The following is a 15,470-nucleotide window of genomic DNA, read 5'->3' as shown; positions in this document are numbered from 1 at the left end:
AAGGAGGGTGCGGCGCCGCGTCACGCGGCAGGGGGCTCGATGCGGAACATCTTCGCGTGCCTGGTCCACGAGCGACCCGACTGCGTCATGGACCTGGTGCGCAACCTCCACCACCTGGACCCGGACTCGCTCATCCTGCTCTACAACGGCGGGAAGCATCCGGGACTGTTCGACGGGCTCTGTTTCGAGCGCTTCAACACGGTGGTCCATCCGGCTCCGCGGCCGATGAAGTGGGGCTGGCTGCATGACTTCGCGCTCGACTGTTTCCGCTTCGCGCTGGAGAGCCATCCGTTCGAGGCGATGACCATCGTCGACTCGGACCAGCTCGGGTTGCGACCTGGGTACTCGGAGCACCTGCGGGGTTTCCTGGCGGCGAATCCTGGGGCGGGGCTCCTGGGGAATGTGCAGGCGCCACATGGACCTGGGCCGCGGGCGGCTCCGGCGGTCGAGGCTCGCCGCGAGGTGGATTTGTGGAGGCCGTTCCTCCGGAAGTTCGTGAATGGGGAGTCGCAGTTCGTCCACTGGACGTTCTGGCCGTCGACGGTGTTCACGGTGGACGCGGCTCGGGACCTGGTCGCGCTGTGGGAGCGGGATGAGCAGCTCCGGGACATCCTGCGGCGCTCGCGCATCTGGGCATCGGAGGAGGTGCTGTTCCCCACGCTCACCGCGCTCCTGGGTCATCGCGTCCTCACGAGCCCGTGTGACTACGAGTGGGTGAAGTACCGGGTCGAGTACTCGACCGCGCAGCTCGACGCCGCGATGGACGCGCCTCGCGCGTATTGGGCGCACCCGATTCCACGTCGGCTGGAGGACCCGCTGCGCGCGTATGTGCGGGCGCGGTTCGGTGGCTACGAGCGTCCGCCAGAGAAGGAGGCACCGGAGCCGGTTGTCGAGGAGCCACAGCGGGCTCCGGTCCTCACGTCACGGCCGACGGTGTCCTGCATCATGCCCACGTTCAACCGACGGAGGCTCGTGCCGCTCGCGGTGCGTTGGTTCCTTTCCCAGGACTGGGCGGACAAGGAGCTCGTCGTCGTTGATGACGGCACCGAGCCTGTCGCGGACCTGCTTCCGGAATCACCGAACATCCGGTACGTGAGGCTGGAGGGGCGACACTCCGTGGGGGCGAAGCGGAACCTCGCCTGCGAGGCGGCGCGAGCGGAGGTCATCGTCCACTGGGATGACGATGATTGGTTCGCGCCTCGGCGGCTTCGATATCAGGTCACGTCCCTGCTCGACTCAGGCGCGGATGTGAATGGCCTGACGCGTGTCCATTATCATCAGCCGTCGACGGGTCGGTCCTGGCGGTATGTCTATCCCCGGGGTCATCGCCCCTGGGTTGCCGGCGGGACGATGTGTTACGTGAAGGCGTTCTGGCAGCGCAATCCGTTCGCGGACATCCAGGTCGGAGAAGACGCGCGCTTCCTCTGGGGCGCGGTGACGCCTCGGGTCCAGGTGCTCCAGGACCCGAGCTTCTATGTCGCGCGCATCCACGAGGCGAATGTGGCCCCGAAGCAGGTCCACCAGCCCTACTGGCTCCCCCACCCCACCGACACCGTGCGGACGTTGATGGGCGAGGCGTTCGACCTCTTTCGGGCGGGAGCCATCGAGGAAGCGTGACCGCCCGGCTCAGTGGAACAAGGCGGGCCACCACCGGGCGCGGCAGATGGAATACGGCCTGTGGCTCTCACTGACGTAGATGGACGGCAGGCTCTCGACGACCGTCCCGTCCCGGCCCACGCTGACCATGAAACAGGAATCCCCCATCCCCGTGCTCGGCAGGCGCACCGTGCCGCAGGACTCGCCGGAGGGCGCTGTGAGCCGGGCCTCGAACTGGCAACCCGAGGGGTCCTCATTCACCGTCCCCCACCGGAGGTAACCCCTCCCCCCCGGAAGCAGCGCGAACGGGCTCGTATCCCCATTCGAAAGCCAGCCCGGGACGGGACCCGCCGACGTCTGCAGGGAACCGAAGGAGGCCACCCACGTCTTGCCGAGATAGTTCTGGGCGCTCAGCAGCAGACCGCCCTGCAGCAGGGGAACAAGCCTGTAATACGTATACTGCGGCGGATTCGGCAGCGTGAGCGCGGGGAACGACGTCCCCGGCTGCCCCGCACTGTCCACCCAGACGCCCTGCACCTCCGCCGCCCCCGAGGACGTCTGCGTGACGGACAGCACCAGCGCATGGCCCTCCGTGTTCACGCCCACCACGTGCGGCGCGCCACTCAGGACCGTGGCCAATGACGTGCTCCAGCGAAGCTGCCCGACGTCGCTGTAGGCCCGGACGGTCTTGTCCTCCCCCACTTCATGCAGGCCCCCCATCGGGTTCTCCGCGCTCCACAGCACCCCCGTCGACGGCCCCGAATGGACCGTGACCTGCCGGTTGACGTTGTCGAGGAATGTCAGCCACGTGAGGTCCTCGAACGGGTGGTAGCTCCGCCCCAGGAACCCCCGCGACTGACCGAGCAACTGCATGGTGTTCACATTCGAGATGGAGCCATTCCACAGGTCGCTGCCATCGGGGCGCAACACCCTGAACCCCATCGTCATGAGGTTCTCCGGAGTGGCGGTCATGATGATGTTGCCCGCACCATCCACCCCCGAGGAATCACACGAACCGTAAGTCGATGTCGCCTGCGTCGCGTACTTCCAGTCCGCGAGCGCTTCCGGAGAGATGACCGGAACCACCTCGCACCCCTCCGCCGCCAAGGCTGGGGAAGCAAATCCCATCCAGCCCACGAGAAGCCCCACGCCGAAGAACCCCTGCCCTCTGTTACCCACCTTCACGTTCGCCCCACCCTTCATCCAACTTGACTGTGAGTGCAGGTAAGAATGGGCCTCGGGAAAAACCAGTGGGGGTGGCGAGTGGCCCTCTGACTGTTGATTGCGTGAACGTGCTCCTCTGGACGAGCGACCATCGAGGGTCCAGGCAGGACAGCTCACCCAGACATTCCAACCCGTGGCACCCAATCAAACCCTCACATCCGAGACACGTCCAGCGACGTGGCTTCTGTACTGGCTTCGGCGCCCCCTGTTCTGTACCGCTCGCGCGGGCATACGGTGGCGAGTGGATGAAACAGCACGCCGTCACACCGTCCGCTGAAGCCAGTCAACTGCTGACCGGCGGAACCGCGCCCGCCTTCACGGGCTCCACGCTGTCCGCGGGCTTCGTCACGGTGCTCGTGGCCTTCTCGAGCACGGGCGCCCTCATCTTCCAGGCCGCGGAGGCCGCGGGTGCGACGCCCGCGCAGATGAGCTCCTGGATGGGCGCCCTCGGTCTCGGCATCGCCGCGACCACCATCGGCATGTCCCTGCGCTACCGCGCGCCCGTCCTCACCGGGTGGTCCACCCCCGGCGCGGCGCTGCTCGCCACCAGCCTCGTCGGCCTGCCGATGTCCGACGCCATCGGCGTGTTCCTGTTCTGCGGCGCGCTCATCACCCTCTTCGGCGTCACCGGGTGGTTCGAGCGGGCCCTCGGCCACATCTCGCTCCCCCTCACCGCCGCGATGCTCGCCGGAATCCTCGCCCGCTTCGGCCTGGACGTCTTCGTGTCCATGAAGACGCGGCTCCTGCTCGTCGCCGTCATGCTGGGCGCGTACGTGCTCGGCAAGCGCCTGTGGCCCCGCTACGCCATCCTCGTCGTCCTCGGGCTCGGCTCGTGCGTGGCCTGGGCCTCGGGATTGATGCGCTTCTCCGAGCTCCACTTCGCCTGGGCCACGCCCGTCTTCACCGCTCCGACGTTCTCCTGGCACGCGCTGCTCGGCGTCGGCGTGCCGCTCTTCATCGTGACCATGGCGTCCCAGAACGTCCCCGGCGTCGCGGTGCTGCGCGCGTCCGGCTACGCCACGCCCATCTCGCCCATCATCACCACCACGGGCCTCGCGACGATGGTGCTCGCCCCCTTCGGCTGCTTCGCGCTCAACCTCGCCGCCATCACCGCCGCCATCTGCACCGGCAAGGAAGCCCACGAGGACCCTTCCAAGCGTTATGCCGGCGGCGTCGTCTCCGGCGTCCTCTACCTCCTTGCGGGCCTGGCCGGAGCGACCTTCGTCACCCTCTTCACCGCCTTCCCCCGCGAGCTCGTCCTCGCCATCGCCGGCATGGCCCTGTTCGGCACCATCGCCAACAGCCTGTCCACGGCCATGAGCAGCGAGCGCCATCGCGAGGGCGCTGTCGTCACCTTCCTCGTCGCCCTGTCCAATGTCTCCCTGTTCGGCGTCGGCGCCGCCTTCTGGGCCCTGGTCCTGGGTCTCGCCACCTCCACCGTCGTCAACTGGCGACGCTAGGAATCCCCCGCGCGCCCGCCTTCCCCGACACATGGCGCGCCGCGTGATACATCGCTGAAGACGCCTGGTCGTTCCGCCCCGGGTGAATTACGGGGACCCCGGATTGCTCGGTTGCTTGGAGAATGTGAAAGTACGCCTCGAGTCGTCCGCAGTCGTCCCCCTCTCGAGGCCCCCCCAGCGTGAGCGCCCGACCTGGTCTTGCCTTCGCAGTGTCCGTGGAACAGGGAGTCCCCTCCGCCCTCCCCTCCCGCGCCATCGAAGTCGACGTCGGCGTGGCGCTGCCCACCGCCTTCGGCGGCCTGCGCAAGGTCCTCAAGGCCTGTGAGGACGCGGCCCCCGACGTCCACCGCGCCATCGCCGCCGCCCACCCCTCCGAGTGGAACCGGCTGTTCCCGGGCACGACGCAGGGCGTCCCCGCGCTCGAGGACCTGGCGCTGTCCCCGTCCGAGCGACGGCTCCACCGTGAATCCGAACAGACGTTCTGGATTCTCACCGTGGCCGCGCGAACCCTCGTGGAGACGCTGCGCGCCAGCGGCCGCCCGCTCGTACTCCATGGCGCGGGCGAGTGTGACCTGGTCAGCCTGCGCGCCGTCATGCGCGCCGCCGAGTGGGCCCGGCTGGAGGGCCTGGACGGCACCCTCCTGCTGACCGGCTGGCGGATGCGACGTCCCCATGGCGCCGCCGCCTTCGAGTCCCGCCGGCAGGCCTATCTCGACTCGCTGTGCGACCGCATGCGCGTCCCCCACGCCTCCGGCCCGGGCCCCGTGTCCTCGCGCGAGCTGGAGCCCGCGGTGGACCTGGAGGGCCGCTACCTGCGGCTCGTGGTGGACGAGTCGGAGTCGCGCGAGGCGCGCGTCGCCGCGGCCATCCTCGCCATCCGCAGCTGCTTCTTCACCACGAACTACGAGGGCGCGCTGCTCGCCGCCGAGCACGGCCTGTCGCTGCTCGAGTCCACGTCCGAGCCGAACTTCCCCGGGCGCGTGGTCCAGGCCTGGGAGGCGCTCGATACGGGCTTCACCACGCCGGCCATCGAAATCGACCGCGCGAGCCTGGGCGACGAGGACGAGCTGAAGGCCCTGCTCCACCGGTGCATGGGCGTGGTGCATGTCTTCACCGGCTCGCACGACGAGGCCATGGCCGCGTTCGGCCGCGGGCTCGAGTGCCGACTGCCTCCCGAGCTGCGCGCGCGGCTGCACATGTTCCGCGCGTTGACGCTCACCAAGCGCTTCGGACAGCTCCCCAATGCCCGCGCGGAGGTGGAGGCGGGGCTCGCGGAGCTCGGCCGCTCCACCGCGCCGGACCGCGCGCTCCAGGAGGGATGGCTGCGCAACGTGTGCGCGCTGACCTGGTTCCAGGAGCGCAAGCTCGACAAGGCGCTGGTGGAGGAGAAGCTCGCCATGCGCTGCGTGGGTGATTTGCACGACGCGAGCGCCACGCACCTGAAGATCAACCTCATCTCCAATGCCAGCTACCTGCAGGAATCCGCGCGGCAGTTCGCGGACGCCATCGGCACGTGGCGGCGCTTCGAGGGCATCAGCGAGCGCTGGGGCGTCAACTTCTCCAAGCACCACCGCTACCGACTCGCGGGCCTGGAGTTCGCGGCGGGCCAGCGTGACGAGGCCGTGGACCACTTCCAGCAGGCCTATGCCAGCGCGGAGGCCCTGCGCGACTCGTTCCACCGTCAGGTCATCGCGGCGGAGCTCGGCCGCCTGTTCCTCGACGACGGACGCATGGAGCAGGCGGTGGAGTGGTTCGCCCGCGCCGAGCAGCACGCCCGCGAGATTGGCGAGCCCCTGAAGGCGGCGGAGAGCCTGGCGGGGCTGTCGCTCGCGGCGGGACGCGAGGATTGGTCCGAGGCCCTGCGCTGCGCCCGGGCCAGCACCACCTGGCCCAAGGAGACCCAGGCCCTGGTGGACGCCCTCACGAGGTCGGACGCGAAGGCGGTGCACGCGCTGCTGCCCCGCCCTCGCACGAAGCTGAACCGGCCTTTCGACTCGGTCAGCCTCTACTGAGACACCGACGCGTCACTGGCGCGTCGCCGTGAAGCGGCGCACCACGCGGCACTCCGGGTCGCCATCCACCGTCTTCACGTGGCTGGCATTGAACGTCCCGGAGAAGGAGGCCGGTGCATCGAGGCGCTCGGGGGGTTCGGCGAACACGCCTTCGATGAGATAGAGCAGCTCGGTGGGAGGGCCCTCGCGGCGACGCAGCTCCACCACTGCCCTCAGCACGAGGTGTTTGCCTTCGCCCACCTTGTAGTGCGAGCCCGTGAGCGGGACCTCTCCCAGCGTGCCCTGGATGTCCACCTCGCGTCCGTTCTGGACGACGACGACCCGCTCACCCTCCGGCAACGACACGCCCACCTGACCGCAGTCAGCGCTGAACGGCGTGGTGTCCTGGAAGCGGAACACGTAGGCGCCGCTGACGGCGCAGCCGAACTCACACTCCTCGGGCGCGATGACGTCGACGTCGTCATCCCCGCTGTCGCAGCCCGGGTTGCCCATGCCGCTGCCCATGGAGAGCACGGCCGTCACCAACAGCAACGGGACGCGCAGGTACGTCTTTCCTCGAGACACTTCGTCACACATGTCGGATTCCCCACCCACTGCATTCCGGCCCAGAGACGGTGTTTCCCAGCAAAGACGTCAGCCGCGCCCCTCGCCCGGCACCAAGTCCCGGGCAGGCGGGAACGGCGCCTCGCGCCCCGACGCCAGCTGCCCCACCACCAGCGCCGCCGCGTGGGCGCCGGTGAGAATCCCCTGCCCGCCCAACCCCGTGGCCACGAACGTGCGCCGCGTGCCCGGGTAGCGCCCCAGGTACGGACGACCATCCGGCGTCACCGCGCGCAGCCCGGCCCAGGCCCGCACGAAGCGAGCCTCGCGCAGACGCGGCGCCAGCTTCGCCACCGTGGCGCTCAGGTGAAGGAGGCCCGTGGGCGTCACGTTCTCCACGAAGCCGACGTCCTCCTCCGTGGCCCCCACCACCAGCTCGCCCGCGCGCCACGGCGCCAGGTACGTCGGCCCGGACACGACTCGCGACAGGGAGAGCCCTGGCTGGTGCACCACCATCATCTGCCCTCGCACCGGCTTGAGCGGCAGCGGAGGCAGTCCCGCGAGTGTCGAGGACCACGGCCCCGCGCTCACGAGGAGCTGGTCCGCGCGCAGCGTCCATCGGTCCGTGCGCACCACCACGGCGTCGGAGGTCTCCTCCACCGCGTGCGCCGCCTCACCGAGCAGCAGTCGAACACCCGCGCGAGCCGCCGCGCCCAGCAGCGCGTTGACGTAGCCCTCCGTGTCCACCATGTGGCCACGCGACGACTCGAAGGCCCCCAACAGCGGCGTTCCCTCCAGCGCGGGCTCCAGCTCCACCAGGCGCGCGGCGTCCACCCACGTGCCCAGCTCCTCGGGATGTTTCCCGGCCCGCTCGGCGAGCGCGTCGCGGCCCTTGGTATCGGCGGCGATGCGGAGGATGCCCTGTCCGCGGCGAAGCAGCGCGCCCTCGGGGAGCGAGTCCAGCTCGGCCACCAGCGCATCCCTGCCGCCGCGCGCGAAGGCCAGCATGTCCGCGTCGTCGTGGAGGCGCACGGAGGGGATCGCCACACCCGCCGCCGCGCGAGAGCCCCGGCCTCCCGGGTCCACCGCGTCCAACACCGTCACGCGCGCGCCGAGCGCCGCCAGCCGCCGCGCGGCCGACAGCCCCACCACGCCCGCGCCGAGAATCAGGACCTCCGAGCTGAAACCCATCCGTCAGACCCACCGGTGTGCAGCGAGATGTCGCTCCCTGAATACACGAAGGGCGCCGCCCCTGTATCGAGGGGACGGCGCCCGGGGGGGAGGGCTACTGAATGGAAGCCCGAATCAGGACGGCGTCGCCTCGGCCATGCGCTTGGCGAACAGCTCCGCCGCGTTGCGCAGGCTCTGCTCCGACAGGCCGCCCTTCTCGTTCGCCTTCATCACGTCCGAGAGCAGGTCGGTGATCTGGTTCTTGCCGCCCATCTTGTCGAGCAGGCCGCTCACGAGGCTGTTGCCTCCCATGCCCTCGAGGAAGTTGCTGCCCGGGAACTTGTTGAGCAGGTTCTTCGCGACGCTCGCGCCGGGGAAGAGGTCCATGGCCGCGCCCAGGCCCGCCTGGAGCGGGTTCTCGCCCTTCATCAGCCCGCTGACGAAGCCCGCCGCGATGCCCAGGGCCGGGTTGATGGCCGTGAGCGCCGGCTTGAGGATGTCCAGCGCCTTGCCGAGAACGTTCTTGAAGAGCCCCATGATTGCCTCTCGCGTGCCGGCGTCGCGCAGCGTCCGCCGAAAGTAAGCCTGACAGTGGAGTTATCGGACGGGCGCCCACAAAGTTCCGTGGATCCGGAACAAATCCGGGAGAGCTCCGTCAGGCCCAGTGATTCCGAGAGGTTGCGGGACTCAGCCCTTCTTCGGGCCGCGAGGTGGGGTCGGGGCGCCCCGGGACTCGGGGGTGCCGGTGAGGACCGCGTCCGAGGCCAGCGCGGCCTTGTAGCGCTCATCGCCCTTGTCGGAGCTGAAGCCGTCGCGCTGCTGGGCGCGGCTGATGATGACCTCGCCGCTGATGAGCTTGTCGAGGTGGCCCTGGATCTCCTCGACGGTGGCGGCCTTGGGGTCCTTGGCCTTGAGCTCGTGGTCGAGGGTGATCTCCAGCGGCATCGGCTTTTCGGGGTGCAGCTTGTAGCCGATGATCTTCTCGACGTAGGCCTCCACCGGAATCTGGAGCATCCGCGCCTGCTCCTTCACGTCAGCGTCCGCGAGCAGCTCCGCGCGAATCTCCTCCACGGGGCGCTTGAGCTTCCGGGGCTCCGGAACGACGGTGTTCTCTCCAGCCATGACCTCTCCAGGGTGGTGCGCTGAACCTCGGGCGCATTCTGTTCGCGGACGCGGCTCGGATGTCAAAGCGGCGAGGCGCCTTCGCTCCAGCGGGTGAACTGCATGCGCAGCTCACAGGTGTAGCGGCCCCGCTCGTCCCGGAGCCAGAGCTGCTCGGGGGCCGGGTACATCTCCTCCACGGAGAGCCGCTCGGCCTCGCGGGCCAGGTGCGAGAGCAGGTCCAACGCGAAGGGGCTCGCGGTGTCGATGAGGTAGGGCTTGCGCTCCTTCGTGCTGCGCATGAACACGAAGCGAGGCCAGCCGCGCGCCTGGCGCTCACGCTGCACGGCGAGGAACAGCTCGAAGCCCGAGGGACGCGCGAGGTGCTCGGAGGACAACTCCCAGCGCTCGCGCTGGTACACCGCGCCGCCGATGCTCAGCCGAGGCAGGTGTTGTCCCCGCGTGCGCAGCGGCGCATGGAGCACCTGGGGATGCGCCAGCGCGGCGAAGGGCGGGTAGGAAGAGAAGTCATCCAGCGGCAGGTACAGGTGCAGCCGCTCACCCTTCCCGTCCACAAGCACGGGGCCATTGGACGTGGGCAGGACCTTCACGTCGCCCGGCGTGAGCGCGCCGTCCTCGACGTCCAGCACGTCCGACACCGAGTAGACGAGCCGCCGGCCCGGGAAGACATAGAAGCCCTTGTTGCGACGGCGGATGGACAGGCCCACGAGTCCGCGCGCGGACGGGTCCGACTCCAACCAGCGCGAGGCCACCGCCGCATAGCGCTCCTTCGACGGGAAGAACGCGCTCAGCCAACTTCGCAGGAGCAGGTGGTGATGCACTCGCGCGAGCATCACCTCGAAGCCCGCGCCGTCACCCTTCGCGGCGAGGCAGACATCCGGCAGCGCATAGCGGCCTCCCGGCGTGGACGTGCCGAGGAAGTCCACGGGCAATGTGCGCGCGCGCTCGGGCGACTCGTCCAGCAACACCGGGGGCACCGGCGAGAAGCGGCTGCCCGTCACCTGGTCCGGGCGCAAGCGCACCGCGTAGTCGAGCAGGTCCACCGGACGCTCGTCCGTGCCGAGCGCCTCGCGCACCTGCTCGCGGAAGCCCTGCTGGACGCGCTCGCCATAGGCGGCCGAGAGCTCGAGCGGGCCGCTCAGCGCGGATTCGAGCTCCTCGGTGAAGCGGCGGCCGAAGCGCAGACGGAACGGAGAGCTGGCCTCCTCGTAGAGGATGAGCCGGTCCGCGTACACTTGACCGTCACCGCGTCGGGCTGGCTTGCCGGTGGCCTCCGTGAAGCACGCCTCCAGCTCGAGGAGCAGCACCTTGCGGCGGGTCAGGTCCGCGACCTGGAACTCGGCCTTCAGTCGCGACAGCGTGTCCAGGCGCTCCAACCAACGCGAGCGCGCCTCCAGTTCGGGCAGCGCGGCGACGGCGTCCCGCACGCTCTCGAAGGTCGCGAAGTCGTTGGGGCGGAACGGCAGTCCCCAGAGCAGCAGCGCCCCCTTCACCAGGGGTAGCGCGGCGCGCTCGGCGTCCTCCACCGCGATGCCCAGCACCTTCGCGGCGGCGGCGGGGGTCGGATGCTCGCGGAGCACGGACAGCAGGCGTTCGGCGCTCTCGGAGAGCGGCACCTCCAGCTTCAACACCTCGCAGGCGGCGCGGCCGGGGGACACCGTGAAGAGCGGGTTGAGGCGCAGCGGGAGATGGGGCCGCAGCGTGCGCTCACGGCCCACCGCGCGCGCCAGCTCCGTCACCGCCCAGAAGGAGAAGAACGTGCGTCGGCTCGTGTCACCGCTCGCGACGGTGCGCACGTCGAACCCGTCTTCGTCCGTGCGCTCGCCGTAGGAGATGGGACCGAAGAAGCTCGTGGTCTCGTTCTTGGCGCAGAAGCGCTGGAGGTACGTGTAGACCTGTCGCTCCACCCGGCGCCCGTCGGACGTGTCCCTGCGCTCACCGCCGCGCAGGTAGCGCGCCCAGACGTTGTCGAACATCGCGGGGCTGGAGAGGAACACCGCCTCCTGGATGGAGGGCTCCGCCGCGCGCTCGCGCAGCCTCGAGCGCAGCTCCGAGCGCTCCTGGGCATGGCGCTCCTGGAGGGACTTGTACCCGGCGCGCAGGCGCGACAGCGCGGCGAGGCGCTCCGAGCCCGCGGGCGCCCAACGCGGCGCCGTGTCGTTCTCGAGCAACGCCCGGAGGACGGGGGCTTTGACGGGGCTGCCTTCCGCGCTCAGCGCATCCATGAGCGCCTGCTCGTCCGCGAGCCATCGGTTCGCGTCGTCCACCAGCGCGGTGGAGAACCCGAGCGACTCCAGCCAGTCGAAGGGGAAGCCGGCATGACGGAGCACGAACACCTCGCCCAAGGTCCAGCGTCCGCTCATCCGTGCGTCCTCTCCAGGATGGACTTCGTCACCAACATCTCCACCAGCTTCGCGCGCTGCGCTTCCGGCACCTGGGGCAACGCGCTCGCCACGTCGGTGGCCTCGGTCAATCGGGCCAGCACCGGCGCGAGGCGCGCATCCATCGCGACCACCCCACCCGTGCGCAGGTTCGCCGCGTACCAGGAAGGCTTCGGCGCCCCTTCGAGCGTGGCGGGCAGGTGCACCACCGCGCAGTCCACGTCCAGACGGACGTGCGTGGCGCCCTTGATGCCTGGCGGTGCGAGCAGGAAGGCCGCCGCGACACGGCCTGGACTGAGCGGAGCCAGAGTCATCAGCCGGCTCGCCAGCGACGTGAGGACCCCGGGCAGACGCGCACTGGGAATCGTGCCTGGCCTCTCGACGGGGCGACTGCGCGACAGATCGCGGTCCGCCGGAGCGTCTCCGGGCTGTCCCCACCAGCGCGCCGGGTTGCGGACCCGCGCGATGCGCTCCACCGACGCATGGAACGGGCGCACGCCGGCGAGGTGGTCGAAGAAGCGTGAGCCCTCCAGCGCGGCCAGCGTGGCGTCCAGCGCCGCCTCGTCCACACCCGGCGCGCCGACCCACCACTCCGCGACGACGCGCACGCCCGCGGCCTTCAGTCGTTGGTAGCCCTGGACCAGGAGCTCCACAGGGATGAAGCCGTGGTCGGGGTCGACCACGCGACCGCTCGCGAGGCCGCAGAACCCCACCACCACCGTGTGACAGCCGCTCTCCACGAGCGCGTCCGCGGCCAGGAGCGAGCCGAGCGAGACATTCCCCGCCCACCGCGCGCCCCCTGTGTACGCGCGCACGTCGTCCAACGAGCACCGACCGAGCCAACCCTGCTCGGGTCCGGACTCCGGCCTCGCGCTGTCGGGCTCCATCACCGCCCAGTCCTGGTCATCACCCCACGGAGACGGAGCCAGGACCTCCAGCCCGAGCCCATCGGAGATCCACACGAGGTCCTCGACGCTCGTATCGCCGGACAGCGGGCGCACACGCCAACGCAACGCGGGGACCTGCTCCGGGAACGTGGCGCGCCGGAAGGCGGGCATCCGCGCCAGCACCTTGCGATGCGTCGAGGCAAAGGGCCCCGCGACCTCCAGGGCCACGTGCGCGGGGCACGCCTGCGCCAGAGGCACGGCGGCCGGGAGCTGGAGGTCTCGCTCCAGCCACAGACGAACGCACCGCGCATCCTCGAACCGAGCGAGCACCGCCGCCACGTCATCCGAGAACGGCGAGGGCATCCCCGACACGCGCTGCACGTCCGCGCTCCGCTCCGTCGTCCCAGACTCCAGCTCCACGTCATCGAGCCGCAGGTGCACACCGTGCGGCGAGCCGGAGATGGCCGTCAGCACCGCGCCCAGCGCGCGCAGCTCCGACAGAGCGCCTCGTTCACGCAGGCCCTGCGCGGCTCGCAGCAGGAGCAGCTCGCGCATCGTCTGGGCCGACGGAGGCGACGACTCGCGCGTCAGACACTCCGCTTCCACGGACCCGGCGGAGAAGACCCGACGGGTGAAGTCCCTCGCCAGGTCCAACAGGTGCCACCCCTCCGGGACCTCGGGCACGAGCGTCACGTCCCGGTGTGGAGGCAGCACCAGCCACTTCATCGCTCCTCCTCCCGCGAGACGGAGGGAGACCCCGACATCAGCGTGCAGCGCAGCTCCACCGTGTGGCGGCCCGAGGGCCCTCGCAGCCAGAGCTGGTCCGGCCCGGGCAGCATCTCCGAGAGGAGGACCTCCTCCTTCTGCTCCAGCAGGTTGAGGAAGACGCGCAGCAGCGGCGGACTGCGCACATCCACCAGCACCGGTTTGCGCTCGCCCTTGAACTTCGCGAAGACACACGGAGGAAGCCCCCGCGCGTCCCACAGGCCCGCGGCGACACGCAGCCTCGCGCGGTCGTCCTTGCACGCCAGCAGCGCCCCACACGCCGCCGCGTCCAGCTTCCACTGCTCGCGCTGCACCACCACGCCACCGAGCGTCACTCGGGGCGTGTGCTCTCCCAGGGACACCTTCAAGGGGCGGATGCGAGGCAGCGAGAACGCCGTGTGCACCGCGCTCTCCAGCTCGCCGTTGTAGAGGCAGAGCTCGGAGCCCAGCCGCTTCGACACCAGCCGCGCGCTCTTGCCATCGCTCTCGACGAACAGGTCATCCAGGGGGATTCGCCACGCGGAGGCATGGGAGCTCACGCCGCCCAGTTCCACCACCGGCCCCGGGAACTCGGAGGGCAACAACCCCGTGCGCCGCGACGGCAACACCGTCACCAACGGCACGGAGCGAGACAGCGCCCCGAGCGCGCGCACCATCTCGCTCTCCACCTTCGCGCGCGACGGATGGAATTGGAGCGCCCAGCCCCACACGAGCGCGGTGTCGTGGATGTCTCCCATCACCAGCGTGTACTCGCCCCGGCCCCACGCCTCCACGTCCGTGGCGCCCACCAGCAGGTCCACGGAGGTGACGAGTGGCAGGGTCCTCCCAGCGTCCCACGAGGGGCGCTCCACCGCGCCCAGCTCGACGGACCGGGCGGCCGCGTCGGGAATGGACTTCGCGAGCAGCTCCGCCACCGTCGTGTCCAGCGGCACGGGCAGGTCCGCGGCGGCGGCCGCCACCTTCCAGAAGGGCACCGTGCGCGAGCCCACCTTGCGGGCCACCGCCTCACGGGCCGCGTCACGCGTGCGCCACGCCGCCTCCGCCATCCACGCCAGCGCCGGCTCCAGGCGCGCGCCCAGCTCCCGCGCGCGATCACCGCCGACCTCCAGCCGCAGGTCTCCGCCGCACTCCTCCCGCAGCGGGAGACGGTCCTGGTAGAAGTTGTGGGACTCGGACGCGGGGCCGCGCTCCGTCGGTGGCGCCACGCCCCACAGCTCCTTCGCCCTGCGCGCGAAGGCGTCCTGGAGCGCCATCTTCCCGCTCGCGTCGGCCGCCCCGTAGCGCCCCATCAGCTCCAGCAGCGTGCTCAGCCCCTCGACGTGACGACGCGCGCCCGCGCCCGGCAGCGCGGCGACCCGCTGGGCCAGGTCGTCCACCGGGTGATGCACGGCGGACGGGACCTCGAGCTGATGCGTGAGCAGCGCCTTGTCACAGCCGAGCCGCAGCGCCTCGCGCGCCATGCCGGGCGCCACGCCGAGCGAGGACGCGAGCGCCGCCAGCGTGCGCGTCCCATCCGCCAGCTCCACGATTCGCGGCAGCAGCTCCTCCGCGCTCTCCGGCGTCGGCCCCGCCTTGCGCGCGGGCATCTCCGCGAAGGCCTTGCGTCGCGGCACCAGCCACGAGGCGATGTCCGGGTCGAAGGCGATCGCGCGCACCAGCCCCTGCACCAGCCACGACGCCGCGAAGGTGTTGCGCCCCACCAGCGTCTCGGGCCCGGACCAGCGCAGCGTCACGCCCGTGGGCGCCTGAGCATCCACCCGGCCGTAGTTGATGGGGCCGAAGAAGCCCATCGTCTCGTTCTTCGCGCACAGCCGCTGGAGGTAGCTCGCCACCTGCCTGCGCAGCCGCGAGCCCTCGCGCTTGGCGAGCAGGTCCCTGGCCACGGGAGGACTGGAGCTGGCCACCGCCTCCAGGAAGCGCGGCTCCTGGCACAGCGCCTCCATCTGCGTCTCCACCGCCGGCAGCTCACGCTCCAGCGCCGACGCGAGGGCGGCCTCCGCCTCCTGCGCCGCGCGGGCGCGGGTGTTCCACTCCGCGAAGCGCTCGGGGGCCTCCAGCCCCTCTGTATCGACGGGGCGGCCCGCCTTGAGCGCGGAGAGCAGCTCCCGGGGGGGACGGTGCACGCGCGGGCCCTGGGCACGCAGCGCGTCCAAGGCGCGCCGCTCCGCCTCGAGCGCGCGCGCCCACCGCGCCGACTCCGGACACCCCAGCCGCTCCAGCCAGTCGAACGGGAAGCCTGTCGCGCGAACGACGAGGTGGGGGAAGAGGGTCCAGCCCTTCATGGATCACATGCCCTTCAACCTCGAGGGACGC

Annotated in this window: 11 protein-coding genes; 3 read left to right on the top strand and 8 right to left on the bottom strand. The window is 70.5% G+C overall.

Annotated features, from left to right (window positions below; translation table 11 throughout):
* The first annotated feature begins 39 nt into the window (after window positions 1-39).
* A complete protein-coding gene (locus K8640_RS38425; RefSeq protein WP_223751641.1) occupies window positions 40-1,617 on the top strand; it encodes a glycosyltransferase family 2 protein in 1,578 nt (525 codons plus the stop codon).
* A gap of 9 nt (window positions 1,618-1,626) precedes the next feature.
* Here the strand turns inward: K8640_RS38425 and K8640_RS38420 are convergent, their stop codons facing one another.
* Window positions 1,627-2,682 (bottom strand): hypothetical protein, encoded by a 1,056-nt coding sequence (locus K8640_RS38420; RefSeq protein WP_223751640.1) that lies wholly within the window; start codon window positions 2,680-2,682, stop codon window positions 1,627-1,629.
* 383 nt (window positions 2,683-3,065) lie between these two features.
* On the opposite strand from K8640_RS38420, the gene K8640_RS38415 reads away from it, so the two are divergent.
* Together K8640_RS38415 and K8640_RS38410 are read left to right on the top strand one after the other, a co-directional pair.
* Window positions 3,066-4,280 (top strand): benzoate/H(+) symporter BenE family transporter, encoded by a 1,215-nt coding sequence (locus K8640_RS38415; protein WP_223751639.1) that lies wholly within the window; start codon window positions 3,066-3,068, stop codon window positions 4,278-4,280.
* 215 nt (window positions 4,281-4,495) lie between these two features.
* Complete coding sequence (locus K8640_RS38410; RefSeq protein ID WP_223751638.1) at window positions 4,496-6,292, top strand: lipopolysaccharide assembly protein LapB; 1,797 nt, start codon at window positions 4,496-4,498, stop codon at window positions 6,290-6,292.
* Between the two features lie 12 nt (window positions 6,293-6,304).
* Here K8640_RS38410 and K8640_RS38405 read toward each other — a convergent pair whose 3' ends face one another.
* The 7 genes from K8640_RS38405 to K8640_RS38375 form a co-directional block, all read right to left on the bottom strand.
* Window positions 6,305-6,868, bottom strand: a complete 564-nt coding sequence (locus tag K8640_RS38405) for a hypothetical protein (RefSeq protein WP_223751637.1) — start codon at window positions 6,866-6,868, stop codon at window positions 6,305-6,307.
* A 57-nt stretch (window positions 6,869-6,925) separates the two neighbouring features.
* Window positions 6,926-8,023: an FAD-binding oxidoreductase gene (locus K8640_RS38400; RefSeq protein WP_223751636.1), complete on the bottom strand. Its 1,098-nt coding sequence runs from the start codon at window positions 8,021-8,023 to the stop codon at window positions 6,926-6,928.
* A gap of 114 nt (window positions 8,024-8,137) precedes the next feature.
* The gene (locus K8640_RS38395) at window positions 8,138-8,539 is read right to left on the bottom strand and encodes a hypothetical protein (RefSeq protein ID WP_223751635.1); all 402 of its coding nucleotides are present in this window, start codon (window positions 8,537-8,539) and stop codon (window positions 8,138-8,140) included.
* Between the two features lie 150 nt (window positions 8,540-8,689).
* Complete coding sequence (locus K8640_RS38390) at window positions 8,690-9,124, bottom strand: hypothetical protein (protein WP_223751634.1); 435 nt, start codon at window positions 9,122-9,124, stop codon at window positions 8,690-8,692.
* A gap of 62 nt (window positions 9,125-9,186) precedes the next feature.
* Complete coding sequence (locus K8640_RS38385) at window positions 9,187-11,487, bottom strand: lantibiotic dehydratase (RefSeq protein ID WP_223751633.1); 2,301 nt, start codon at window positions 11,485-11,487, stop codon at window positions 9,187-9,189.
* On the bottom strand, window positions 11,484-13,118 hold the full coding sequence (locus K8640_RS38380; RefSeq protein WP_223751632.1) for a hypothetical protein: 1,635 nt from the start codon (window positions 13,116-13,118) through the stop codon (window positions 11,484-11,486). The genes K8640_RS38385 and K8640_RS38380 overlap by 4 nt, the downstream gene beginning before the upstream one ends.
* On the bottom strand, window positions 13,115-15,439 hold the full coding sequence (locus K8640_RS38375; RefSeq protein WP_223751631.1) for a lantibiotic dehydratase: 2,325 nt from the start codon (window positions 15,437-15,439) through the stop codon (window positions 13,115-13,117). Before K8640_RS38375 ends, K8640_RS38380 begins: the two co-directional genes overlap by 4 nt.
* Between the last annotated feature and the right edge of the window lie 31 nt (window positions 15,440-15,470).

The organism is Myxococcus sp. XM-1-1-1 (assembly GCF_020037095.1).
GTDB lineage: Bacteria > Myxococcota > Myxococcia > Myxococcales > Myxococcaceae > Myxococcus > Myxococcus fulvus.
The sequence above is the reverse complement of the archived record's forward strand: the minus strand, read 5'-3'. Positions and strand labels throughout refer to the sequence as shown.